This is a genomic window from Saccharococcus thermophilus (assembly GCF_011761475.1).
In the GTDB taxonomy this organism is placed as follows: domain Bacteria; phylum Bacillota; class Bacilli; order Bacillales; family Anoxybacillaceae; genus Saccharococcus; species Saccharococcus thermophilus.
Map to the genome: position 1 here is coordinate 2,208,964 of NZ_JAASRS010000001.1, position 25,602 is coordinate 2,234,565.

Annotated in this window: 21 protein-coding genes, 1 pseudogene and 1 other annotated feature; of the genes and pseudogenes, 6 read left to right on the top strand and 16 right to left on the bottom strand. The window is 44.4% G+C overall.

The window, feature by feature from the left end; all coding sequences use genetic code 11:
• Nucleotides 1–96 precede the first annotated feature (96 nt).
• The 7 genes from BDD39_RS11480 to sppA all read right to left on the bottom strand — a co-directional run bounded on the left by BDD39_RS11480 (nucleotide 97) and on the right by sppA (nucleotide 5,934).
• Nucleotides 97–1,290 (bottom strand): acetate kinase, encoded by a 1,194-nt coding sequence (locus tag BDD39_RS11480; RefSeq protein WP_166910782.1) that lies wholly within the window; start codon nucleotides 1,288–1,290, stop codon nucleotides 97–99.
• A gap of 227 nt (nucleotides 1,291–1,517) precedes the next feature.
• On the bottom strand, nucleotides 1,518–2,507 hold the full coding sequence (locus BDD39_RS11485; protein ID WP_166910784.1) for a class I SAM-dependent methyltransferase: 990 nt from the start codon (nucleotides 2,505–2,507) through the stop codon (nucleotides 1,518–1,520).
• 121 nt (nucleotides 2,508–2,628) lie between these two features.
• Nucleotides 2,629–3,129 carry a thiol peroxidase gene (gene tpx / locus BDD39_RS11490; protein WP_166910786.1) on the bottom strand — a complete coding sequence of 167 codons (501 nt, stop codon included), beginning with the start codon at nucleotides 3,127–3,129 and terminating at the stop codon, nucleotides 2,629–2,631.
• A gap of 77 nt (nucleotides 3,130–3,206) precedes the next feature.
• On the bottom strand, nucleotides 3,207–3,665 hold the full coding sequence (gene ytfJ, locus BDD39_RS11495; protein WP_166910789.1) for a GerW family sporulation protein: 459 nt from the start codon (nucleotides 3,663–3,665) through the stop codon (nucleotides 3,207–3,209).
• A gap of 11 nt (nucleotides 3,666–3,676) precedes the next feature.
• On the bottom strand, nucleotides 3,677–4,360 hold the full coding sequence (locus BDD39_RS11500) for a DUF2953 domain-containing protein (RefSeq protein WP_166910791.1): 684 nt from the start codon (nucleotides 4,358–4,360) through the stop codon (nucleotides 3,677–3,679).
• Nucleotides 4,361–4,428: 68 nt separating this feature from the next.
• On the bottom strand, nucleotides 4,429–4,908 hold the full coding sequence (locus tag BDD39_RS11505; RefSeq protein WP_166910793.1) for an RDD family protein: 480 nt from the start codon (nucleotides 4,906–4,908) through the stop codon (nucleotides 4,429–4,431).
• A gap of 15 nt (nucleotides 4,909–4,923) precedes the next feature.
• Nucleotides 4,924–5,934, bottom strand: coding sequence for a signal peptide peptidase SppA (gene sppA / locus BDD39_RS11510; RefSeq protein ID WP_166910795.1), 1,011 nt, complete (start codon nucleotides 5,932–5,934; stop codon nucleotides 4,924–4,926).
• A 128-nt stretch (nucleotides 5,935–6,062) separates the two neighbouring features.
• Here sppA and BDD39_RS11515 point away from each other — a divergent pair, with 128 nt between their 5' ends.
• Complete coding sequence (locus BDD39_RS11515) at nucleotides 6,063–6,866, top strand: NAD kinase (RefSeq protein WP_166910797.1); 804 nt, start codon at nucleotides 6,063–6,065, stop codon at nucleotides 6,864–6,866.
• Between the two features lie 81 nt (nucleotides 6,867–6,947).
• Here BDD39_RS11515 and mbcS read toward each other — a convergent pair whose 3' ends face one another.
• The 5 genes from mbcS to BDD39_RS11540 form a co-directional block, all read right to left on the bottom strand.
• On the bottom strand, nucleotides 6,948–8,537 hold the full coding sequence (gene mbcS, locus BDD39_RS11520; RefSeq protein WP_166910799.1) for an acyl-CoA synthetase MbcS: 1,590 nt from the start codon (nucleotides 8,535–8,537) through the stop codon (nucleotides 6,948–6,950).
• Nucleotides 8,538–8,692: 155 nt separating this feature from the next.
• Nucleotides 8,693–8,902 carry an alpha/beta-type small acid-soluble spore protein gene (locus BDD39_RS11525; protein WP_042407640.1) on the bottom strand — a complete coding sequence of 70 codons (210 nt, stop codon included), beginning with the start codon at nucleotides 8,900–8,902 and terminating at the stop codon, nucleotides 8,693–8,695.
• 80 nt (nucleotides 8,903–8,982) lie between these two features.
• Nucleotides 8,983–10,188, bottom strand: a complete 1,206-nt coding sequence (thiI, locus tag BDD39_RS11530; protein ID WP_166910801.1) for a tRNA uracil 4-sulfurtransferase ThiI — start codon at nucleotides 10,186–10,188, stop codon at nucleotides 8,983–8,985.
• A 5-nt stretch (nucleotides 10,189–10,193) separates the two neighbouring features.
• Nucleotides 10,194–11,339, bottom strand: coding sequence for a cysteine desulfurase family protein (locus BDD39_RS11535; RefSeq protein ID WP_166910803.1), 1,146 nt, complete (start codon nucleotides 11,337–11,339; stop codon nucleotides 10,194–10,196).
• Between the two features lie 155 nt (nucleotides 11,340–11,494).
• Complete coding sequence (locus BDD39_RS11540) at nucleotides 11,495–12,913, bottom strand: septation ring formation regulator EzrA (RefSeq protein ID WP_166912391.1); 1,419 nt, start codon at nucleotides 12,911–12,913, stop codon at nucleotides 11,495–11,497.
• A gap of 196 nt (nucleotides 12,914–13,109) precedes the next feature.
• On the opposite strand from BDD39_RS11540, the gene hisJ reads away from it, so the two are divergent.
• Together hisJ and BDD39_RS11550 are read left to right on the top strand one after the other, a co-directional pair.
• Entirely contained in the window at nucleotides 13,110–13,928 is an 819-nt protein-coding gene (hisJ, locus tag BDD39_RS11545) for a histidinol-phosphatase HisJ (protein WP_166910806.1), read from the top strand.
• A gap of 41 nt (nucleotides 13,929–13,969) precedes the next feature.
• Nucleotides 13,970–14,449 carry a GAF domain-containing protein gene (locus BDD39_RS11550; RefSeq protein WP_166910808.1) on the top strand — a complete coding sequence of 160 codons (480 nt, stop codon included), beginning with the start codon at nucleotides 13,970–13,972 and terminating at the stop codon, nucleotides 14,447–14,449.
• Nucleotides 14,450–14,499: 50 nt separating this feature from the next.
• On the opposite strand, the pseudogene BDD39_RS11555 reads toward BDD39_RS11550, so the two are convergent.
• A pseudogene (locus BDD39_RS11555) lies at nucleotides 14,500–14,931 on the bottom strand (GGDEF domain-containing protein); the annotation flags it as partial.
• Between the two features lie 99 nt (nucleotides 14,932–15,030).
• Between BDD39_RS11555 and BDD39_RS11560 the strand changes: the two are divergent.
• Nucleotides 15,031–16,689 carry an IS1634 family transposase gene (locus BDD39_RS11560; protein ID WP_015863777.1) on the top strand — a complete coding sequence of 553 codons (1,659 nt, stop codon included), beginning with the start codon at nucleotides 15,031–15,033 and terminating at the stop codon, nucleotides 16,687–16,689.
• Between the two features lie 66 nt (nucleotides 16,690–16,755).
• On the opposite strand, the gene BDD39_RS11565 is transcribed toward BDD39_RS11560, so the two are convergent.
• Nucleotides 16,756–18,270, bottom strand: coding sequence for a sensor domain-containing diguanylate cyclase (locus BDD39_RS11565; protein ID WP_243846030.1), 1,515 nt, complete (start codon nucleotides 18,268–18,270; stop codon nucleotides 16,756–16,758).
• A 334-nt stretch (nucleotides 18,271–18,604) separates the two neighbouring features.
• Here BDD39_RS11565 and rpsD point away from each other — a divergent pair, with 334 nt between their 5' ends.
• Nucleotides 18,605–19,207: a 30S ribosomal protein S4 gene (rpsD, locus tag BDD39_RS11570; protein WP_166910810.1), complete on the top strand. Its 603-nt coding sequence runs from the start codon at nucleotides 18,605–18,607 to the stop codon at nucleotides 19,205–19,207.
• Nucleotides 19,208–19,276: 69 nt separating this feature from the next.
• On the opposite strand, the gene tyrS is transcribed toward rpsD, so the two are convergent.
• On the bottom strand, nucleotides 19,277–20,536 hold the full coding sequence (tyrS, locus tag BDD39_RS11575) for a tyrosine--tRNA ligase (protein WP_166910812.1): 1,260 nt from the start codon (nucleotides 20,534–20,536) through the stop codon (nucleotides 19,277–19,279).
• Nucleotides 20,537–20,581: 45 nt separating this feature from the next.
• Nucleotides 20,582–20,804 (bottom strand) — a binding site (T-box leader).
• A gap of 162 nt (nucleotides 20,805–20,966) precedes the next feature.
• On the opposite strand from tyrS, the gene BDD39_RS11580 reads away from it, so the two are divergent.
• Nucleotides 20,967–23,720, top strand: coding sequence for a transglycosylase domain-containing protein (locus tag BDD39_RS11580; protein ID WP_166910814.1), 2,754 nt, complete (start codon nucleotides 20,967–20,969; stop codon nucleotides 23,718–23,720).
• A gap of 42 nt (nucleotides 23,721–23,762) precedes the next feature.
• Here the strand turns inward: BDD39_RS11580 and acsA are convergent, their stop codons facing one another.
• Nucleotides 23,763–25,478, bottom strand: coding sequence for an acetate--CoA ligase (gene acsA, locus BDD39_RS11585; protein ID WP_166910816.1), 1,716 nt, complete (start codon nucleotides 25,476–25,478; stop codon nucleotides 23,763–23,765).
• Nucleotides 25,479–25,602 lie beyond the last annotated feature (124 nt).

Consider the following 25,602-nt stretch of genomic DNA (forward strand, 5'->3'; position numbering starts at 1 on the left):
ACCTCCTTTCATATCCACTTTAGAATATGAAAAAGGTTGCTTTAGCAGGTTTTCGTTAGTTACGAGTTTAGGTTTTGGTTTGCAAAACCCTTCAAATCATTGTAAGTTCGCCAACCGCATCACATCCCGCGCGATCATGACTTCTTCGTTTGTCGGAATGACTAATACTTTCACCGGGGAATGTGGATAGTTAATGAACGCTTCTTTGCCGCGCACTTTATTTAATACCGGGTCCCAGTACACTCCCATAAATTCGAGGCCATGCAATACTTTCGCGCGGATTAATTCACTGTTTTCGCCAATTCCAGCGGTGAAAATGATGGCATCCACACCGCACATGCGCGCCGCATAAGAACCGATATATTTATGAATGCGATTAGCAAATACTTCAAGCGCTAGCTCAGCACGCTCGTTTCCTTCCGCCGCCGCTTTTTCCAAATCGCGTAAATCGCTTGAAAGACCGGAAATTCCAAGCATTCCGCTTTTCTTATTTAATACTTCAAGCACTTCCTCCACAGTCATTCCCGTTTTTTGCATAATGTAAGGGATAAGGGCTGGGTCAATGTTCCCTGAACGCGTTCCCATCGCTACACCGGCGAGCGGCGTAAAGCCCATGGACGTATCGATCGATTTTCCGCCCTCAACCGCAGCGATGCTGGCCCCATTTCCAAGATGGCAGGAAATGAGACGAAGCTGTTCAATCGGACGGCCAAGCAATTCGGCAGCACGTTGTGTCACATACTTATGGGACGTACCATGGAACCCGTATTTGCGAATGCCAAATTTCGTATAGTACTCATATGGAAGGCTGTATAAAAACGATTGCTCCGGCATCGTTTGATGAAACGCCGTATCGAATACCGCCACGGCAGGCACATTTGGCAACACTTCTTGAAATGCCTTAATGCCAACGATGTTTGCCGGGTTATGAAGCGGGGCAAGCTCGGATACTTCTTCGATTTGTTTTAATACCTCATCGGTAATCAGCACCGAATCGCTGAATTTTTCCCCGCCATGCACCACGCGATGGCCGATTCCGTCAATTTCTTCAAACGAACGAATAATACCGTGGCTAATTAGTTTGTCAAGCAACATTTTGACAGCTACCGAGTGGTTCGGAATCGCTGTCACTTCTTGAATTTTTTCACCGTTCACGGTAATCGTAAAAATCGCATCGTCAAAACCGATTCGTTCCACGACCCCTTTGGTTAGCACCGTTTCGCTCGGCATTTCAAATAATTGAAACTTTAAAGACGAACTACCGGCGTTAATTGCTAAAATTTTAGACATATTTCAAACAACTCCTTTAATCTTTTAACATTTATCGCTATCGTTATTTTGTTCGATTTTTAATTATCCCACTATACTTTTTCATTGTATGATTGTTCCTCCTCCCTTTTCAAGCAAGTTCTTTACCGGTAATCGGTTACAAATTTATGTTTTTATCTTTTGAAAATAAAAATAGTTGCTATCTTTTAAAAATAAAAAAAAGTTCCCGTCATGTATCGGGAACTGTTTTACTTTCCTTTTTCTTCTGCAATCCATTCATCGATTTTTCTCATCATCGCCTGCATCGCCTGTTTATTGGAGAAACGAGGAAGTTCCGCTAACAACGCTTTTTTCGGCGCTTTTACGTTTTCCCCTTTCTTTTGCAAAATAAAAATGCTTTTTGCTGCCTTTTCTGTTTTGAACATCGATAGCGGTAGTTGCAACAGTCCTTGAATAACCGCATGTTCTTTAATAAATTCATGCAACTTTGCCGCCTGGTCACTTGAAAATAATGTATTTGGAATTAAGAAAAACAAGTAACCTCCTTCTTTTGTATAATACAAGCTTTGCTCAATGAACAAATGATGGGCGTATGAATGCCCTTCTTCCGCTTTTAATACAAAGCGAGAAGCGTTTTCTTTATGTGGATAATAACCGACAGGCAAATCGCACACGACTACATCGGCAAGCTCTACAAATAGCGGCTGCAGCCCATCTTGATTAAAAAGATGAATCGCGTGTTTTTGCAAATTCGCGTTCACATATGCTAGCTTGATCAATACATCGTCCACATCCACACCGTAACTTTTCGTTTGCTTTCCTTTAAGATGGTTAAGCACCGTTGTCAGCAAATTTGCGGTACCAACGGCAGGATCAAGAATGGTAAGCGCAAGATGTTTGCGAGTAAATTGATTGACTAAATAGCTTATAAATAAACTAACCGCATCCGGGGTCATTTGATGATGCGGCTGTACGTGCTCCTTCATCCCTTTTAACACCGCTAGCTGAAACGCTTTGCGAATCTCTTCATTTGTAAAACGTTCTAGCTGTATGCCCGTATATTGTTTTTTTAAGCGTTTGGCGTTAAGTTCGCTTACTTCCTCCTGAAGCACGTCGCCGTGAAAGACATTCTCTCCGGTTTCCGCTACCGCTTCTAAATATGTACATTGCAATTCATCTTGCAAAATTTTCGCTGTCTCATCAAACAAGGCAAACAATCGTTCTACTGGAGTTGCCATTTCCGCTCCACCTTTCTGCAAATGTCCGATATTTTATTTTACGATGGACGCAATCGGATCGCAAGTAATGAAATAAATGCAATAAACAGGAAAAGACCTCGAACGAGTCGAGGTCTTTCGGTTATTTTGCCGCTTTTGCCGCTTCGATCGCCGCTTCGTAATTTGGATGGTTCGTCACTTCCGGCACATACTCGACGTAGGTGATGGTGTCATTGCTGTCAATGACAAATACCGCGCGTGCCAACAAACGCAATTCTTTAATCAGCACGCCGTATGCTTGCCCAAAGGAAACATCGCGGTGGTCGGAAAGCACTTGCACGTTTTCTATTCCGGCTGCCCCGCACCAGCGTTTTTGCGCAAACGGTAAGTCAACGCTGATCGTTAATACTTTTACGTTGTCTAATTTCGCTGCCTCTTCGTTAAACCGGCGTGTTTGCGCATCGCAAACCCCTGTATCGAGCGACGGCACCACGCTGATCAAACGGACATGCCCCTTCGTATCCGCAAGCGTCACTTCGGATAAGTTTTGATCCAATACGGTAAAATCAGGTGCTTTATCCCCCACTTTTACTTCATTACCGACTAACGTTACCGGTTTTCCTTTAAATGTCACTTGTGCCATTGATTTTCCCCCTTAAAAATTATGTACTACTGTCATCATAAAGGGGGTGCCAAAAAATTTCAATGATTTCGATTTATTTAAATGTCAAAATCATTAATTGGCGATGATTTTTCTGTGTCATTTTTATTTTTCTTTAACATTGCTTGAATCTTTTCAATCGCCTGCGGTGCGACATCAAGAATTTTTTCATACAAATGTGTGCTCTCGTCAAGATGAAGCAGCTTGACCCCGGATGAATTGACAACTAAAAACGCAATTGGAGTAATGGACACACCACCGCCGCTTCCGCCGCCAAACGGATGTTCACCCGCTTGGTTTTGGCTTATTCCTGGCTGCGATCCGGTGCCATTGCCTTTTCCGTCCATCATAAATTCACTTCCGCCCGCGGCAAATCCAAATCCTACTTTCGAAACGGTTAAAATGACGCTTCCATCCGGTGTTTCCACAGGATCGCCGATAATCGTATTGACGTCAATCATTTGTTTTAAGTTTTCCATTGCGGTTGTCATAAGCCCTTGAATCGGATGATTGCTCATGCAAATTCCTCCTAGTAGCCTTCATTTGCTTTCTGGGTGGCAAACGTTTTGATTTCCGACAAGCGGTTGCCACGCCAATGTTTAACAACTCGTATTCCTGCTAACATAGCATGCCCGATTCGAAAATGAATCATACATATAAATTTTGTTTCCGAAACGGCTTGATGAAAAGATGGAATAATCGTGATCATCGGAGTCGCTTTTAATTTCATATATTTACTGCATATTGCCAGCACGCTATATTTTAACGACCATCCTAACCCGACAATCATCCCTGTCGCTGCCGCGTCCCCTATTCCGATTTTCGTCTGCCATTCGAATTTCGTGATTGATACATGACGGAAAAATTTTTTCATAACGTCATACAAGTGCACAACCCGTTCTGTAAATTCTCTTGCTTTGCGAAAAATATTCATGATTTCCTTTGGTGTATATTTGCTTCGTTTTTCCTTGCTGTTCGCTGTATTCTCCATACTTTTCTTATGGGCAATAACGATACCTGGAGATGTTATTTCTACTTTTACCAGCGGGATGTGGATCGTATAGCGAACAATTCCGAACAACGTACGAAATGTAATTTTCCATTCATCATCATCTTGAGCATGTTGAAAAAAAATAGTCACCGACAATTTCATCATCGCCAACATCAAGAATAAAAATAAAACCACAATGGCCGCTGCTACGATTTTCAACATTCGCACTCCCTTTCAACATACCATTGTCACCATGTACGAAAAAAAATAAACCTGCCGTAAAGGCAGATTTATTCATGAACGACAATCGTATCGGCAAATTGGTCATGCATCCCTTTTTTCTTTTCCGAAAATGCAACGAACAAAAAACCAATAAATAAAATCGTTTTCGCAATAAATTTCCCGATTACTTCGCGAAACAGCACTGTCAACCATGTCAATGGCTGGCCTGACTCATCGACGACCTTTAGCCCAAACACCATTTTTCCTAATGTTTGTTGAAAAAACTTTGTCATTAATACAAAATATGCATAAAACACGACGGTCGTGGCGATTGTCGCCGGTGCAAACATATTCGTCCGTTCTGCCGAAATGCCAAGCAGATGAAAAAGAGGAAAAACAAGCAAACGATTGAGGCTCCCGACAACGATCAAATCAAGCAGATACGCCCAAAAGCGCATCCAAAACCCAGCATACCGTATGCTAGAAGGGATATTCGCACAAGCTTCCTTTCCCATTTCCACAGGAACAGGCAAATATTCTCCGGTCATATGTCCACACTTCCTTTACTCGGCGTATAAGTACATCAAACGCGGCGAAGATGGTTTAGAAAGCAATTGAATTAATTCGCTCGCTTCATGTTTTGGCATTGCGTTTCGGCTTAGCGCCATTTGAAATAGGGAGCCGAATGAAAAATCACTCGTATATTTCACCACTTGCGCATTGGCTAAATGATAGTCTTTTTTCAGCGCGGCGATCGTATCGTCCAAATAACCAAATTCGTCAATCAAATGCAATTGTTTTGCCTGTCTTCCATCATAAATTCGCCCATCGGCAATTTTTCGCACTTCGCTTTCCGGAAGATGCCGGCCTTCGGAAATCACTTTCACAAATCCCTCATAAGAATTTTGAATTAGTTGCTGCAATATTTTCTTTTCTTCTTCCGTCATTTCCCTTGTCGGGTTCATGATATCTTTATACGGTCCGCTTTTGATCGTGACAAGCTTTACCCCATACTTTTTAGCAAGTCCTTCATAGTTTAAACTTTGCATAATCACACCCAGCGAACCGGTAATCGTTTCCGGGCTCGCAAAAATTTTGTCGCCTGCCGTCGAAATGTAGTATCCTCCCGAAGCTGCCATCGATCCCATTGAAACGTAAATCGGCTTTTTCGTCTCTTTTTTCAGCCTTACCAGCTGGTCGTGTATTTCCGCGCTTTCAACCACACCGCCTCCTGGCGAATTCACCCTTAGGACAATCGCCTTTACCGTATCATCATTTTTGGCCTGCTCAATCATCCGCAAAAAAGAGGAATGATTATATCCCGATGTGGAAAATAGCGTTTCCGTATCCCCCGTATCTTGAATCACCCCGTTTACTTCAAGAATGACAATTTTTTTCGATGCATCCCCGTCTTCGACGACTTCTTCGTTAAATTTCTGATCAGCTAGCGCCAGCCAGCTTCCCGACCATGTTTCCACATCTTTGTTCAATAGTGTGGTAATAACGTTGACGAGCACAGAAATCACAAATAATACAGCGGCAATTGACAGCGCGACCCATCGCTTTCGGTTCATTCTTCTTCCCCCTATGAAAACAACGATATTTTATAGATTGACTGCAAAAGTGTTACACTATAATGTATACTTTTTTATTGTACCATAATTACATGTTCACTAAAATATGCCAATGGGAGGGCTTCGCAATGGCAGAGGAGCGCAATCATCTTTATTTTTTTTATAAACGGGATGAACAGTTGATCCAGCGAGTAGAGCCGCTTATCACGCTGGCTAAGCAAGGTCCGTTCATCGTTATAGATGACCACCGGAAAGCGAATATCATCGTAAGTGTGGGAGATGACGGAGCGTTTTTGCAGGCGGTGCGCCAGACAGGGTTCCGCAATGATTGTCTATATGTTGGCATTTCTACGCTTCCTTCACGAGGATTTTACTGTGATTTTCAAATTGATGACATTGATCATATGGTGGAAGCAACGAAAAACTTGCAACTCGAAGTAAGAAAATATCCGATTATTGAAGTAACGATTGATGATACCGCTTCCTTTTTCTGTTTAAATGAATGCTCCATCCGTTCGCAAATCATCAAAACATTAGCGATGGAAGTATTTATTGATGATTTGCATTTTGAAACGTTCCGCGGCGATGGAATCATCGTTTCGACCCCGACAGGCAGCACGGCATACAATAAATCGGTTAACGGCGCTGTCGTCGACCCGCTTCTCCCTTGCTTCCAAGTAAGCGAATTAGCTTCGCTGAACAACCATCGTTACCGGACGCTTGGATCACCGTTTATTTTAAGCGGAGCGCGGAAATTGACATTAAAAATGTCAGAAGAAACTAGCCATTTTCCAATTATCGGCCTCGATAACGAAGCGTTAAGCATTCAACATGTAGAGAAAATCGATATTAAGCTGAGTGACCGAGTAATCAAAACGGTCCGCTTGAGAGACAATTCATTCTGGGACAAAGTCAAAAGAGTGTTTTTATAAGAGATTCCTGTTGATCGCGAAAAATGTGTTGCCTAAATAAAAGGAGACTGTTTCGTGCCCGAAACAGTCCTTTTTGCTTGATTATTGCTTCGCAAGGCGCATTTCCCGTTCGCGCAGTTCGACGCGGCGTATTTTTCCCGACGGCGTTTTTGGCAAATCGTCGACAAATTCAATTTTACGCGGGTATTTATACGGTGCGGTCAGCTGTTTGACATGCTCCTGCAGCTGTGGAACCAGCGAAAGATCATTCTTGTCCACTCCCTCACGGAGAACGACAAACGCCTTCACGACGTGGCCGCGAATTTCATCCGGGCTCGCCACCACCGCGCATTCTTTGACAGCCGGATGCTTGACAAGGGCATCCTCTACTTCAAACGGCCCGATCGTATAGCCGGAGCTGATGATAATATCATCCCCGCGCCCCTCAAACCAGAAGTAGCCGTCTTCATCCTTTCTCGCTTTATCCCCTGTAATGTAATAATCGCCGCGGAATTGCATCGCCGTTCTTTCCGGATCTTTATAATAATACTTAAACAGCGTTGGAGTGTCGACATGGACGGCGATATCGCCAACTTCACCGACAGCGCAAGGCTCTCCATTTTCATTAATAATCTCAACGATGTTTCCTGGCGTCGGTTTGCCCATGGAGCCTGGCTTTATTTTCATTCCTTTCATAACGCCGACAAGCAATGTATTTTCCGTTTGTCCATACCCATCGCGAACTTGAATGTTGAAATATTTTTCAAACGTATCAATCACTTCCCGGTTAAGCGGCTCTCCGGCTGATACGGCGCTGCGGAGATGCGGAAGCTTATAGTCGCCGATGTTTGGCACTTTTGCCATCAGCCGATACTCCGTCGGCGTGCAGCAAAGCACATTTACTTCGTACTTGCTTAACAGCTGCAAATATTTTTCCGGATCGAAACGGCCATAATACACAAATCCTGTGGCTCCGGAGCCAAGCGTCGATAAAAACGGGCTCCAAATCCATTTTTGCCATCCTGGGCCGGCAGTCGCCCACACGAGATCGTTTTCTTCAATGCATAACCAGTTTTTCGCGGCGATGCGCAAATGCGCATACCCCCATCCGTGCGAATGAACGACCCCTTTTGGATTTCCCGTCGTTCCCGATGTATACGATAAAAACGCCATATCGTCACGGGATGTATCCGTCGCGACAAGCACATCGCTTTCCGCCCGCATCGCTTTTTCTAAATGGATCCAGCCGTTTGGCTCCGTTTTCCCCACGACGAATTTCACGATATGATCGATGTTTTCGATCGGCCCAAATTGATCGACATACAGCTCATAAGCGATAATCGCTTTGACTTCGCCATGGGAAATGCGGTATTGCAAATCTTTGGTGCGAAGCATCTCCGAACTTGGAATGACTACCAGCCCCGCTTTGAGCGTCCCTAAATATACTTCATACGCTTCAATTAAGCGAGGCACCATAATGAGCACTTTGTCGCCTTTTTCAAGACCGTGGCTTAATAAAGCGTTTCCAATTTGATTGGCGTGTTTGATTAAATCGCCGTATGTAATTTCCCGTGTTTCCCCTTGTTCGCTTTCCCATCTTAACGCGAGCTTATTCGGATTAGTGATTGCGTGTTTTTCAATCTCGGACGTTAAATTGTAGCGTTCCGGCGCGATGAAATCTTCCCGCTTCATTTTCTCCCAACCCCCTTAATGTCATCGTTAAGCAATGAAAAGACGCCAGCTCATGCTTGCCACCTCCATTATACAAAATAGTTATTATTTTTTGAATATTTTTTTAAAATAATAAAAGGCGGGAAAAACCCGCCTCTGTAGCCATTACTATTCAATTAGAATGTTTGTTGAGTACCGCCTAATTGTTGTTGCGCCATTGCAACAAGGCGTTTTGTAATTTCTCCACCAACAGAACCGTTAGCGCGAGAAGTAGTGTCAGCGCCTAATTTGACGCCAAATTCTTGCGCGATTTCATATTTCATTTGTTCAAGAGCTTGTTGCGCTCCTGGAACAAGCAATTGATTCGAATTGTTGCTGCGTGCCATATGTTTTCACCTCCTTGTACCTATAGAATGTGTGAAAACATATGGCTTCATGCATCCATCGTTTTGGTAAATTTTGAGATTTAGAATAACTGTTCAAATTCGTCTTCCGCCGCAAAATGTTCATCAATCACGATCGTTTCCGTGTCGGCAATCGCCTTTTCTATTAACGGATTTAAATCGACAGCACTTTCATATCGAAGCACTTTCTCTTTTTTTGGTTTTGTTTTTGGCGATTTTGGTGTAAAAATGGTACAGCAATCTTCATATGGAAGAATGGAAATATCGTGTGTATCAATTTGTTTCGCGATCTCGATAATTTCAACTTTATCCATCGACACAAGCGGGCGGAGAATCGGGGTTGTTGTCACTTCATTAATGACAAACATGCTTTCTAGCGTTTGGCTTGCCACTTGGCCGAGGCTTTCTCCCGTGACAATCGCTAGCGCTCGCTGGCGCCAGCGCAAAGCATCCGTGATTTTTAACATTGCCCTTCTTGTGGAAATAAGCGAATATTCATCCGGTACTTGTTTGTAAATCTCCTGCTGCACTTCGGTAAATGGAACGATATGAAGTTTAATTTTCCCGCCGTACGTCGTTAATTTTTTCACTAAATCAATCACTTTTTGTTTCGCCCGCTCGCTTGTAAACGGAGGGCTGAAAAAGTGAACCGCTTCAATCTCGAGGCCGCGCTTCATCGCCAAGTATCCGGCAACAGGGCTGTCGATTCCGCCCGAAAGCATCAACATCGCCTTGCCGCTTGTCCCGACCGGCAGACCGCCGGCGCCGAAAATATCGCGGCATGTCACATAAGTCCCATCTTGGCGAACCTCAATGCGAACGTTAATATCAGGATCATGGACATCGACAGTTAATCCATCCGTGTTGCGCAAAATATAGGCACCGATTTCATGGTTTAATTCGTCACTTCCATATGGAAATTGCTTATCTACTCTTCTCGCGCTCACTTTAAACGTTTTTCCTTCGTATGGAAGCTGCTTCACCGCAGCCAACGCCGTTTCTTTTATTTCGTTTAATTCATTATGGCACTTCATCGCCAAACTAAAGGAATGAATGCCAAATACGGTTTTTAGCTTTTCAATAATTGGTTCGTACGGTTCCCCGTTTAATAAAATATACATGCGATCGCGCATATATTCGATTTGAATATTAGGAAACATATGGAGTTTTTTAGAAACATTATTTTTTAGACGACGAACAAACACGTTGCGATTTCGGCCTTTTGTCGTCATTTCACCATAGCGAATCAAAATGCGGTCATATTTCATAGCAATTACCTCGTTACCTCACTTAATTTTTCAATGGCTTTTTTCATTGCGGCAACGGCAAGCGGAATTTCTTCGAGCGTATTTTCAAAAGAAAGGCTGATGCGAATTCCGCTTTCTGCCCGTTCGTCCCCCACTCCCATCGCCAACAACGTTTTGCTTGGCGCTTTCTTTTTTGAGGAACATGCTGATGTCGTCGAAACAAAAATATCGCTTTTCGCTAACTCATGGACAAACACTTCCGGCTTCATGCCGTGTTTTAATGAAAAATTAATGATATGAGGAGCAGAATGCTCCACAGGGGTATTGATTTGAATTTCTGGAATTGCTTTTAGCTCATTCAGCCATGTTTGCTTTACTTCCCAAAGATAATCGATTTGTTTATCGTATTTTTCCAGCGCGATTCGCAGCGCTTTTGCCATGGCCACGATAGCCGGAACATTTTCCGTTCCGGAACGAAGCTGCATTTCCTGTCCCCCGCCGGCGAGTAGCGGCGAGAGCCGGATCCCTTGACGAACGTATAAAATGCCTGCCCCTCGCAACCCATGAAATTTATGGGCTGACATCGTGCACAGATCAATCCGCGCTTTTTTCATATCAAGTGGCACTTTGCTAATGCCTTGCACACGGTCGACATGGAAAATCGTTTTCGGATAATGCGCCAGCAGCGCGCCGATTTCTTCGACAGGCTGAATCGCGCCAACCTCATTGTTGACGTGCATGATCGAAACGAGAATCGTATCTTCGCGAAGCGCCTTTTTCACTTGCTCGACCGTGACTAACCCATGTTCGTTTACCGGCAAATACGTCACTTCAAACCCTAATTGTTCCAGTTGCTGACAAGGCTCCGATACGGAAGGATGCTCGATGGCCGTCGTGATAATATGCTTGCCGCGATGGCGGTATTGAAACGCCACCCCTTTGATTGCAAAGTTATTCGCTTCCGTTCCCCCGGATGTAAAAATGATTTCACTTGGTTTTACCTCTAAAGCGGCGGCAATTTGTTCACGCGCCTGCGTTAATAGCCGCTCCGACTTCATCCCTAACTCATGCAGAGAGGACGGATTTCCAAAATATTTTGTTGCGACAGTGACAAACGAATCGATCACTTCAGGAAACGGTTTTGTTGTTGCGCTATTATCTAAATAAATCATCACGTCCATCCTCCGATATGGTCCATCATAATACACTAGTAAATATAATAAAGAAAGCAATGAAACATCAACTAAAATATATTTTTACTTACATTATTCACAAAAAAACCGATAAATATCTACTTGCATACAGCGATATTCATCGGTTTACTTTACTATTTCTCGTTCGATCGATCTTCCTGAAACATTTGCTGAACGCGTTGAAATGCGCCAGGCTCTACTTTTTCTATAGTGGCTACCGCTTGCTCTAGCGCCTGCTCATAATCGTAATGGCGAAACAAAAATTCTGCTTCCTCCAATCCCTCTTTCACAGCCGGATAACGGCGGCGATAGCGGTTTCCGTACTGAATCACTCTTTCCACAAGCGAGGCTTGCTCAATCATTTCCTCCGTCCGTTCGTATACGCGCTGAACGATTGTTTTTGCCTCTTCAAGCGCTTCGTTGACAGCAGGCATGTTGAGCGGTTTCTCTTCAAGACGCAACGCCACTTTTGTCAAATGATCTTTTGCCTCGGACAACTGCATCGTATACGATTCCGGAAGCCCTGGCAACCGGCTTTTTTGCACGAGCCGCAGCGCTTCGGACAATTTTTTCTTCATCTCCTCTAATTTTTCGCGGGCAACCAACATTTCTTCAATACGAGGAACTTCTGTCTTTATATATTGATGGGAAAGCACTTCATTTTCCAACAAATCATATAAAGTATCGATTTCTTCTTTTAATTCGGCAATTCCTTGTTTTGCCTCTTCAATCCGCAAATCGCCAATCATTTGCACATATTGTTCGATTTTTTCCCGCTTCTCTTTGATTTCTTTCTCCATTTGTAAATGGTCAAGAATATAGCCTTCTTGCTCCATTTCCTTATATCCGTCGAAAAGCTCTTCCAACTGTGCGGGAATCGCCGTTTGGCACTCTGCCAACAATTCAGGAATATCGTCCATCATCACTGTAATTTCGCTTAGCTCTTTTTTTAAGGAAAGAACGACTTCTCTTGCGGCTAAATAGTTTCCCGTTTCGGTTAATTCTTCAAATTTTTTAAATAAAGTCTCCGCTTCTTCCAATTTTTCATCGAGCTTTGCCGCCGCAATGCCAAACGTGTACCGGTAAGCGAGCAGCATTTTCTTCGCCTCCCGATACATCGTCCGCAACTCTTCTATTTCAACGCGGTTTTGTTCTTCACTGCCGATTAATTCATTTACTTCATTAATCATCAGTTGCACTTCTTCTTCGATCTGACGCAGCAGTTGATTGATCTCATGCAACAGCTCTCTCGCCTTCGTATAGCGGTATTTATCAAGCATTGTCTCCGCATCGAATAATTTTTCTTCCACATCCGGCAGTTGAACAGCGACGATATCATCCCATTTTTGCCGCCACCGTTCAAACAACTGCTCTGTTTCTCCAGTCATGTTCAGCTGCTTCACTTTTGAAAGCTCATCGGTCACCGGCCGATTCATCAGCGCTATTTTCCATGCTTCCAAACGGTCAATTTCGCGATACATTTTTTTTCGGTACATATGGTTATATATCATTGCTCCTGCAAGAAGGAGCAAAACGATAACTGCTATTTCCATCAATCAGTAGCCTCCTTGCACTCGAGTTACTCATAAGCAAAAATGAGATGATTTGAGAAGGCAAACATATTTACATAATGTTTTTTCAATGTTTTTATGATACCATGTTAACGACATTTTTTGACCAAAATTTTTATTTTTTTTACAGAAATCTTCATTTTTCTTTCTACCATCACTAATGAAGGAGGGAAACGTTGTGCGCGACGGGCACATCCATACCCCATTTTGTCCGCATGGAAGCAGCGATCCGCTAGAACGTTACGTGGAAAGAGCCATTGCGCTTGGCTACAAGGAAATTTCCTTTACCGAACATGCACCGCTCCCAGAAGGATTTGCCGATCCGACGCCATACCAAGATAGCGCGATGCGCCGCGAACAACTTGATCATTATTTAGCAGCGCTTGCAGATGTAAAAGCGAGTTATCGAAATGACATTATCATCCACACCGGACTCGAAGTCGACTTTATTCCTGGGTTTGAAGAAAAAACGGCACGGTTTTTAGAAGACGTCGGTCCTTTCTTAGATGACAGCATTTTATCGGTCCATTTCCTCTACTGTAAAGGTCAGTATGTCTGCATCGATTACAGTCCGGAAATGTTTGGCGAGATTGTCCAATTATTTGGCACCATCGACAATGTATATAAAACATATTACCATACCGTTTTACAGTCCATCCGCGCCGATCTTGGCCCATATAAGCCGAAACGCATCGGCCATCTCACGCTCGTCCGCAAGTTCCAAAGACAGTTTCCGTGCCCGATTTCGATGGACGAACCCGTGCTACAGATTCTCGATGAAATAAAAGGACACGATTATGAAATCGACTACAACGGGGCGGGCGTCAGAAAGCCGCTCTGTTTGCAGCCTTATCCTCCAAATGAACTTATTCGCGAAGCGATGAAGCGGAACATCCGCATCATCTATGGTTCAGACGCGCATCGTGCAGATGATTTGCACCAGGGCACGGACGAGATGATCAAAGAGGCGTTTTCGTTTGACAAGTTTTCATCATGATCATAAAATTAACTCCATATAATAAAGGAGGCGGAACAACGTTGTTTCACGTTACTGCTTACAACGGAACTCGGGAAGAAAATTATGAGCTTGTTATTCAGCAACTGCGCTCATTAATCGACGGAGAAACAAACTTTATCGCCAATCTGGCCAATGCTGCCGCCTTATTAAATCATTTCTTGCAAGAAATTAATTGGGTTGGCTTTTATTTAACCGAAGGCGATGAGCTTGTGTTAGGACCTTTCCAAGGCCTCCCCGCCTGCGTTCGCATTCCGTTCGGCAAAGGCGTATGCGGCACCGCTGCCAAAAACAAAAAAACGATTATCGTGCCGGATGTCCATCTTTTTCCGGGGCATATCGCATGCGATGCCGCATCCCAGTCAGAGATCGTCGTACCAATGATGAAAGATGGAAATGTCATCGGCGTCCTTGATATTGACAGCCCGATCAAAAACCGCTTTGATGAAACAGACGGACAATATTTAGAGAAGTTCGTTGAGACAATTATTTCCACATTATAGACGGGGAATAACGAGCGTGAAGAAAGGAATCCGCCTGTTCGGATTCCTTTCTATGCTTTATATTGATGGACATAATCCTTGACAAAGATGCAGTTTTTTCCTGCCCTTTTTGCCATATAAAGCGCCTCATCCGCCCGTTTAAATAAACTGTCCGCTTCTTCGCGGCGATTTTTTTTCCAATAGGAAATACCGCACGAAATGGTTACGGAAGGATACGTCTCCACCCTTACTTTTTCCGCAAGACGATGGGCAACCGAAATGCCGGTAGCTAATGACACTTTTGGCAAATAAACGGCGAGCTCCTCCCCTCCCCAGCGTGCGCCGATGTCGCTCGAACGAATATTGGTGCGAATAATGTTGGCCACTTGCACGAGCACCTCATCTCCTGTTTGATGCCCGTACGTGTCATTAATCTGTTTAAAATTGTCAATATCCACTAAAATAAACGTGCCAAATGCATCGTGGTGCATCGATTTTTTAACTCACATTTCGCACCCTCTCGACGAAAATCGGGAGGATTTTTTCGTTCCGATGTCGAATGAATCCTTGACACACAAGGAACGTAAAGGAGTTTTTCACTTATGAACGTTCAAGTCAAAAAGGTCTATCGCAATTCTTATTTGAATATAATAAGTGCCCTATTCAAGAAACTGGGTCTGCCTCAATTGATTGACCATCTCGTGCCCGTCGATCCGCAGTGCCAAACGCGAGTCAGCGATGCCGTTCAGGCCATCCTCTACAATGTGTTTGACGGCCGGCAAGCCCTTGTTCACTTGGAACATTGGGCTCAGGAGGTCGATTGTGAGAAACTCATCCGTCCCGATCTCCATCCTTCCTGGTTGAACGACGATGCGTTGGCCCGTCATCTCGATCGCCTGTATGAGGCTGGCATTCACAACGTCATCAGCACTTGCTTGATTCATATTTATCGAAAAGAAGGCCTTTCCCTCCGAGCCTTCCACGCCGATACGACGGACAAGACCGTTTACGGCGCGTATGAATCGGCCTCGTTAGAGGCCTTACAAATCACACATGGCTACAACCGCCATCATCGTTGGCAAAAACAGATCGGTTTCGGACTGGTCGGCAACGAGGACGGCATCCCGTTTTACGGCGATGTGCACGATGGCAACCTGCCCGATAAAACATGGAATCCCGAGGTGCTGTCTCGTGTCCATGAACAGCTGAAGCAGGCCAAAATCGAAGACGAATGGATTTACGTGGCCGATTCCGCCGCGATGACGAAAGAGACCCTGGCGCAAACCAAAGCGGCCAACGCCTTTTTGATCACCAGAGGCCCTTCGTCGCTCCGGATCGTGAAAACCGCGCTGGCCGAAGCGGATGCTGAGGACACGACGTGGAGCGATCCCTTTACGTTGGCGGAGAGAAACGGCGCCACGTACCGGGTATGGGAAACGGCCTCGACGTATGAAGGCCACCCCGTTCGGCTGATCGTTGTTGAATCGAGCGCGCTCGACCAGCGAAAAGGAAAGACGCTTGAAAAAGAACGAACCAAAGAAGCGGAGCTTCTTCGCGAGGAACAAGCCCGTTGGGAGCGTCACCCCTTCTCCTGCCGGGAAGATGCCGAACAAGCCTTGGCGTCCCTCAAGGCGTCCCTTCGCCCCCGGTTTCATCGGGTTGAGGCCGCGGTCGAAGAGATCGTACGCCTGAAAAAACGGCGCGGACGGCCGAAAAAAGGGGCGGAACCCGAGGTGGAGACGCTGTATTTCTTGCACCTTGACGTCGAATTCGACCAAGACGCGTGGGAACAGGCGAGACGGAAAGCGTCCCGGTTTGTCCTTGTCACGACCGTTCCGAAGGAATGGAAGGGCCAACCCATGGATGCCCAAGAGATCTTGAAGCTGTATAAAGGGCAGATCTCGGTGGAAATGAACTTCGCTTTTTTGAAAGATCCGTTTTTCACGGATGAGATTTACGTCAAAAAACCAGAACGGGTCGCAGTATTAGGCTATTTGTTTCTGTTGGCCTTGGCTATTTACCGCGTTTTTCAGCGCCGAGTGCGTCAGTTTATTACTCCAGAACACCCGTTGAAGGGTCCTGGAGGCCGCAAGCTGACCCGGCCGACGGGACAGGCGATTTTTCAGCTGTTTCAATATGTGAACGTCGTCCTGTTCAAGCTGCCGGATGGGCGCATCCAACGCTCACTGGATCGCTCCCTTACCCCTGATCAGCGAAGGATTCTGCAGGGATTGGGCATGGATGAGAGCATCTACGTGTAACGTGATACGGAACGACCAGCGATGGTAAAAAAAGGATTGCCATCGCTCGTTGTGTTGGTCAAAAAGTTATTCTGAAAAACTAAATAAAAAATCCTTTGTTTTGACCTTGTTAGGGTGCGAAATGTGAGTTTTAAGCTGTTCATCTAAATACCGCCGTGTATATAACTTCGTCAAATAATCAGTGACCACCAGCTTTTCCAGCTCTTCTCTCAATATCGCGTTCGCAAATGCAAGCGTAGAATGTTGAATAAGGGATTGCAGTAATTTAAACATGTCAAAGGTGAAATGGTACGGTTGATGATGCAACACAATAGAAAACCCTTTAATCTCCCCATTTTGCACCATAGGCGCAGCCATTAAAGAGCGATAGATGGGAGCGGCGGGATACCATTGAATATGCACATCCCCAACAAAAATAATGTCGCTTTCTGTTTTCATTTTCTTTTCAACAAACTTCACATACTTTTTCGCTTGCCGGGATTGGAAAAATGGTGTGCTTCCAGGAAGCAATTTCCGCTTTTTTCCCTCAAACATGAAAAAACCGACTTCATCGGCACAAAAAGATTGTTTAATTTGGTTTACCATAAATTCAATCGCATCTTGAAGGCGCAAATTAGCGTTAAGCCGGTGCATCGTCTCATTAATCAGCTGCAAATCAGCCACAAGACGGCGCGACTGTTCATACAGCTTTGCATTTTCAAGAGCGCTTCCAGCTGTATTCGCTAACAGCGAAATAAAATTAATTTCCTTTTTTGGAAATTCCATAATGTAGGGGGCTGTAATTTGGATCACACCGTAAACACCTTGCCCCCCTTTAATTGGTGCATATAAAATGGAGCGACGCAGCGAAATGGAGTCCTCAAGCTGAATTCTCCCTGTTAAAAATGCCCGCAATGCCGCCGTATTTTCTGCACTTTCATCAAATACAAGCGTTTTGATCGGCAAATAGTCACAGTGCTGATTATCGTGTGATAAAAGCAAGTGGTATGTAAATGACGGATATACTTGTTTGAGCGTATTAACAATTTCTTCTAATACGTCATCAATTTGCATCGAAGAATGAATTTTTGCCGCAAACCGATGCAACTGTTCATAACGTTTTTCATCACTAAGCCCTTGGGAGATCAGGCGAAATTTTTGGAACAGTACAGAAAAATCTTGCTTGATTTTCTTTAACAGTTGTTCACTTATAGGCAAGTGGCGAGGATACACAAATTGCAACATTCCGATTGTTTCTTCCGAAGGGTGAAGAAAAATGCGCGCGGTGGTATATTCTCCATCCCTACCAATTTGAATCGCTCGTTGTTCATTATCTGCGATCGCCGCTATATCAACCGACAAATCAGAGGGATCGAAAGGAGAGCGGCTTGTTTCCAGCCCTGTCATTGCTTCCGGATAAAATGTTTTGCTTAAAGGATCAAACATAAAAAAAGAGACTTGTTCCATCTTAAGTTCCCGTTTCAGCAGCAACAGCAACTCTTTCATCACACCGGAAAAATTATCATAATCCTCATACGATAAAAACCAATGAAAAAATTTTTGCTTAAAGGCCTCATATACTCTTTCTTCTTCTAGTTTCATAGCCCTTTTCACCTAGACTGACGTTCTCATTCCAGCTAGAATGGAGTGATAACAAAACTTTTCTAAAAATTACATCTTTTATTATAGCATATTATCTCGAAATAAGGGAAATAAAATGTTGACTTTATCTTATAAAAATCATATAATACCCTTTGTGTAAAATATAGCAGCCTTAGTGCTCACCTTTATGGTTCCATTTTGTTCCTCGAATCTCGAGGTGTATCGTGTAACTCTTAGCTGCTAGAGCGAGGATACATGAAAACAAAATGGCCATAATTGTTGACGCACGTCTGCTTTTATTTTACCCGAATAAAAGCAAAAGGAGGAGCAATAAATGGCTCGTTATACAGGTCCAACGTGGAAAATTTCCCGCCGCCTTGGAATCTCGTTAAGCGGCACAGGTAAAGAGTTGCAAAAACGTCCTTATCCACCAGGTCAACATGGCCCAGGTCAACGCAGAAAACTTTCCGAATATGGCCTTCAATTGCAAGAAAAACAAAAACTTCGTCATATGTATGGCGTAAACGAACGCCAATTCCGTAAAACGTTTGAAGAAGCTGGCAAAATGCCTGGTAAACACGGGGAAAACTTTATGATTTTGTTAGAGTCCCGCTTAGATAACCTCGTTTACCGTTTAGGCTTTGCGCGCACTCGTCGTCAAGCTCGCCAGCTTGTCACGCACGGCCACATTTTAGTCGATGGAAATCGTGTGGACATCCCGTCCTATCGCGTTAAACCTGGCCAAACGATTGCGGTTCGCGAAAAATCACGCAACCTTCAAGTCATTAAAGAAGCGTTAGAAGTAAACAACTTTGTTCCTGATTATTTAACATTAGATGCGGACAAAATGGAAGGCACGTATACTCGTTTACCTGAGCGCTCCGAATTACCGGCGGAAATTAACGAAGCATTGATCGTTGAGTTCTACTCTCGTTAATGAACGATATCCCTTCAGAGAAATCTCTGAAGGGATATTTTTATGAAAAAAATCCTGGCAATGCCAGGATTAATTGTAGCGGATTAAATAATACTTTTTCTTTCCGCGGCGAATGATCGTAAAGCGCCCTTCGATGCGGTTTTCTTTGGTGATGACGGCATTGATGTCTTGCACGCGGTCGCCATTGACATAAATTGCACCATTGGAAATGTCTTCCCGCGCTTGCCGTTTTGATGGCACAATTTTCGCCATGACAAGCAGCTCTACTAACGGAACTTCTTCCCCTTCATATTCAAATGAAGGCACATCTTTAAACCCTTGTTCAATTTCCTCCGCGGTCAATTCAGACACAGAGCCACTAAAGAGCGCCTCGGAAATACGAATTGCTTGTTTGAGCGCGTCTTCGCCATGGACCAGTTTGGTCATTTCTTCCGCCAGCGCTTTTTGCGCCGCCCGCTGCTCCGGAGCCTCCTGCAGTTTCCGCTCAAGTTCCTCGATTTCGTCTTTGGATAAGAACGTAAAGTATTTTAAGTATTTAATAACATCTCGGTCATCGGTGTTAATCCAAAATTGATAAAACTCATATGGGGATGTTTTTTCTTTATCGAGCCAAATTGTTCCGCTCTCCGTTTTTCCGAATTTCGTTCCATCTGCTTTCGTCACGAGCGGAATCGTCAATCCGAACGCTTTTGCCTCTCCTTCTGTTTTGCGAATCAATTCCAATCCCGCCGTAATATTTCCCCATTGGTCGCTGCCGCCAATTTGCAAACGGCAATTTTCTGTTTGGTATAATTGGAGAAAATCAAAAGCTTGTAAAATCATATAGCTAAATTCGGTAAACGAAATGCCTGTTTCGATGCGCGATTGTACCGACTCTTTCGCCAGCATGTAGTTTAGCCCAAAGTTCTTTCCAACATCGCGCAAAAAAGTAATAACGTCAAGCGAGCCAATCCAGTCATAGTTGTTGGCGATTTTGGCAGGATTGTCTTTCGCGTCAAAATCTAAAAATCTTGACAATTGTTCTTTAATCCGATTGCTCCACTGTTGCACCGTTTCTTTTGGGTTTAAAGTGCGTTCGCTTTTTTTTCCGCTTGGGTCTCCAATTAGCCCCGTTGCACCGCCAACAAGCGCAATTGGCCGATGCCCCGCCAGCTGAAAGCGGCGCAGCGTCAAAATCGGTAATAAACTCCCGATATGCAAACTGTCAGCAGTTGGATCAAATCCACAATATAATGTTACCTTTTCCTCATTTAACAGCTGGCGCAGCCCTTCCATATCGGTAACTTGGTTAATGAGTCCGCGCCACTCAAGCTCATGCAGTAAATCCACTTTGATCCCACCTCTTTTTTATAAAATAAAAAACTCGCCCCAAAGCGAAGGGACGAGTGACAATCGCGGTACCACCCTACTTAGAAAGCTTTACGCTTTCTCACCTCATTTGGATAACGGCGCACGCCGTCTTTTGCTACTTGGCTGCTGCCGTTCGCAAAAGCTGCTCGAGGAGGTAATTCGCGTTTATCTATGTGCTAGTTCGCACCGGCCACTAGCTCTCTGAAACAGGGAGATAAACACTACTTGTTCCTGTCATCGCTTTCTCCTATGCCATTTTGCTATACCCTTTTTTACCACAACTTTGCCTTGTTTGTCAAATTAAGTTTTTCTCGGTATACAAAAGGGGGAAAAAATGACAAAATGCCGCAATATTTAACAAAAATATGATATACTGATTTATATTGATCGGTTGTATAGGGGGATGCTCATGGAGCATAAAAAGCAAACGCTTTCCCTGGAGAAGGCATGGCGCTATTTTTTTATTATATATGAAGTAGTTTGGAATCTTTTCCTTATTTTTCTCATTCTTATTCTTTGCCTCATTTGCTTTGCCGTCGGTCTTGGCACTGGGTATTTCGCTTCTTTAGTAAAAGACATGCCCATCCCTTCCTATGAGGAAATGAAAAAGGATATTTACGACTATGAAGAAACGACGCATATTTACTTCGCCAATAATGTTTATCTCGGCAATTTCCGCTCTGATCTAGAAAGAGAAGAAGTCAAATTACAAGATATTTCTCCGTACGTGATTAAAGCGATTACAGCGACGGAAGACGAATACTTTTATGAACATCACGGGGTTGTTCCAAAAGCGATCATTCGCGCGCTGTTTCAGGAAGCGACAAACTCGCCAGTAAAAACAGGCGGAAGCACGCTGACGCAGCAGCTTGTCAAAAATCAAATATTGACAAATGAAGTGTCATTTGAACGAAAGGCAAAAGAAATATTGCTCGCCCTTCGCCTTGAAAAGTTTTTTAGCAAAGATGAAATTCTAGAAGCCTATTTAAACGTCGTTCCATTCGGACGAAACGCATCAGGGCGCAATATTGCCGGCATCCAGGCGGCTGCTCAAGGGGTATTTGGCGTAAACGCCAAAGATTTAAATCTAGCCCAAGCGGCATTTTTAGCCGGCCTCCCGCAAAGCCCGTTTGTGTATACACCGTTTACAAGCGATGGCAAAGTGAAAAAAGACTTATCTCCGGCGTTGAACCGGATGAAGACGGTGTTGAAACGAATGAAGCAGGCGGGATATATTTCCGAAAAACAATATGAAGAAGCGTTGCAATACGATGTCACCAAACATTTTGCACCGCCAAAGCCGTCGCCATTTGAAAAATATCCGTGGCTGACGATGGAAATCGAAAAACGCGCTAAAGAAGTATTGGCCGAGGTATTGGCCCAAAAAGACGGTTATACAAAAGAGCAACTGTTGCAAAATGCATCCCTTCACGAACGGTATGTAGCAAAAGCGGAAAAACAGCTGCGCCAAAACGGATACAATATTTACACAACGATCGACAAAACGATTTACGACCGCATGCAAAAAGTAGTGGCTGATTACCGCTATTACGGTGATGACATCATTCAATACGTAAAAGATAAACAGACAGGCAAAACAATTGCCAAACGCGAGCCTGTCGAAGTCGGTGCGATGTTGATTGAAAATAAAACAGGGAAAATCATCAGCTTTGTCGGCGGCAGAGATTACAAGCGGCAGCAACTCAATCACGCGACGCAAGCATATCGGTCGAACGGTTCGACAATGAAGCCGCTGCTCGTATACGCGCCAGCGATGGAAATGGGTGTCATTCAGCCTGGTTCTATTATTCCGGATACGCCGCTGCGTATAAAAACAGCAAAGGGGTATTATACGCCCGAAAACGCAGATCGGAAAACGCACGGTCTCGTCACAGCCCGGCGTGCCTTGCAGTATTCCTATAATATTCCTGCGATCCAAACCTATATGAAAATCATGAACCAACATCCAGTAGAATATTTGCATAAAATGGGCATTACCAGCGTGGCAAATACAGAAGAAAACCACATCGCCTTGGCGATCGGTGGAACGGATAAAGGAGTGACAGTAGAAGAAAACGTCAACGCTTACGCCACATTTGCTAATTACGGAACGTTTATCGACGCCTATTTAATCGAAAAAATCGTATCAAAAGATGGAAAAGTTATTTACGAACATAAAAGCAATCCTGTTCCTGTCTTTTCCCCACAGACGTCCTATTTAATGATTGATATGATGAGAGATGTCATTCGCCACGGTACAGCATCCTCTCTGCCATTTTATCTAAAATTCCAGGCAGATTGGGCCGGAAAAACAGGGACGAGCCAGAAGAACCAAGACTCATGGTTTGTGGCAACAAACCCGAACGTGACATTTGGCGTCTGGATGGGATACGATACGCCTGCACCGTTGCAATCTATGTACAAAGGGCTGTCTTATGGCAAACGAACTCAGCTATTATGGGCGCAATTAATCAATGCCGCTTATGATGTAAAGCCGCAGCTTGTCGCGCCAAACACGCGCTTCAATATGCCGGGTGGCATCGTCCGGCGCACCTATTGCACCGTTTCAGGGCTTGCTCCGTCCAATATATGCCAAAAAGCTGGATTAGTCAGCTATGACTTATACAACACTAAGTTTACGCCAAAGCAAGGGAAAGAACCGTATTTGATCGAAGGACGCTTCGTCGAAGTAAATGGCAAGCGGTACGCTGCGCTCGATACAACACCAAGCGAATTTGTTTCCAGTGGAGTTATATTAAATAGAGAAATATTAAAAAAATGGGGAATTAATGGTTCAAGCGCTAGTGGATGGAATGGAGAGCTGTTTGTTAATGAGTTGAAAGAAAACGGAAAAATCCCGGCACCGCCATCCATCCATCTAACAAATGGAATCATTACTTGGCAGCCGCATTCAGAAAACGATGTCATTGGCTATCGCGTATATCGCGCCGGACAAGACGGTTCGCCGCCTCGAGTTGTTGCGATCGTCAAAGCTGGAAAGACGTTATCCTTTGCAAATCTGCAGCCTGGAGCAACCTATTACGTCACAGCCGTGGATATTGGCGGCAAAGAGTCAACGCCATCCAATACGGTTTCCATGCCATTGCCTAGTGCGGCGGACCAAGCCAAAGAAACAAAAACGCCGGAAGGACAAAAACATTAAAATAGCGAAAAAAAAGCTAATCGAAAACGATCAGCTTTTTTCTTAGTCTTCCATGGTCGATAAATCGCCTGTCGGCAAGTTAAGCTCCCACGCTTTTAGGACGCGGCGCATAATTTTCCCGCTTCGCGTTTTTGGCAGCTTGTCACGGAATTCGATTTCCCGCGGCGCCGCATGTGCCGCCAACCCTTTTTTGACAAACTGGCGAATATCTTCTTTCAATTCCTCTGATGGTTCATATCCTTCCCGAAGCGAAATAAATGCTTTAATAATTTCCCCGCGCACTGGGTCCGGCTTGCCGATGACGCCCGCTTCTGCTACCGCTGGGTGTTCGACTAGCTTGCTTTCGACTTCAAACGGACCGACGCGTTCCCCCGACGTGTTAATGACGTCATCGACACGTCCTTGGAACCAGAAGTAGCCGTCTTCATCCATATAGGCGGAGTCACCGGAAACATACCAATCGCCGATGAAATACGATTCATATTTTTGCGGGTTGTTCCAAATCGTTTTCATCATCGACGGCCAGCCTTTTTTGATCGCCAAATTCCCCATCCGATATGGCGGCAGTTCATTTCCTTGATCATCAATAATGGCGGCTTTGACGCCAGGAATCGGTTTGCCCATCGAACCTGGCTTGATTTCCATGCATGGATAGTTGCAAATAAGATGCGCTCCAGTTTCTGTCATCCACCACGTATCATGAATGCGTCGCCCAAATACTTTCATTCCCCAGCGAATTACCTCTGGGTTTAACGGCTCGCCAACACTAAGGATGTGGCGGAGAGAGCTTAAATCATATTTTTTCACAATTTCATCCCCGGCTCCCATCAACATGCGGAACGCCGTCGGTGCGCTGTACCATACCGTCACCCCGAAGTCTTGGATCGTCTGATACCAGGCATCCGGGCTGAAACGGCCGCCGACAACCACGTTCGATGCTCCGCATAACCATGGACCGAAAATACCGTAGGAAGTGCCTGTCACCCAGCCTGGGTCAGCCGTGCACCAATAAATATCGTCTTCTTTTAAATCCAGCACCCATTTTGCCGTTTGATAGTGCTGAATCATCGCATTATGAACGTGCAAAACCCCTTTTGGCTTTCCGGTAGATCCGGAAGTATAATGCAAAATCAATCCATCTTGACGGTCGACCCATTCGATATCAAAGTGCTTGCTCGCCTCATTCATCCGTTTCTTTAAGTCGATATATGGTCCTTCTTCCACAATATTGTCTCCGACAAGGAACACATATTTTAATTCCGGGAGATCGTTAACTGGAACGCGCGGCAGCAGTTCTGGCGTTGTGACGATCGCCTTCGCCCCGCTGTCTTCGAGGCGATCGCGAACTGCTCCTTCCATAAACGCTTCAAACAGCGGGCCGGCAATCGCCCCTGTTTTAATAATTCCTAATACAGCAAAATACAATTCCGGAGAACGCGGCATAAATACAAATACACGGTCTCCTTTTTCAATTTCCGCTACTTGCTTCAGCACATTGGCTACTTTATTGGACATTTCCTTCATTTCTTTAAAAGTATATTTTTCATTTCGTGATGCATCGCGGTAATAAAGGGCTACTTTATTCTTCCGGAACGATTCCGCATGACGGTCAATCGCTTCATACGCCATATTGACCCTGCCGGTTTCAAACCAGGAAAACTCTTTCTCTACTTCTTCCCAATCAAAATGTTTATATGTGTCTTCATAACTTTTTAAATTATAGTCCCCTTGTACGACTGGTAGTACTTCAGTTTTCATTCTCCCGAATCCCCCTTATTATGTAAGTGGTTACAATTCTATTATAGTACAGGATAAATGGTACCGTCAAGAATTTTGTGTAATATAATGGGGGTAGGGTTTCTCTGAAATGGATTTGGAATGA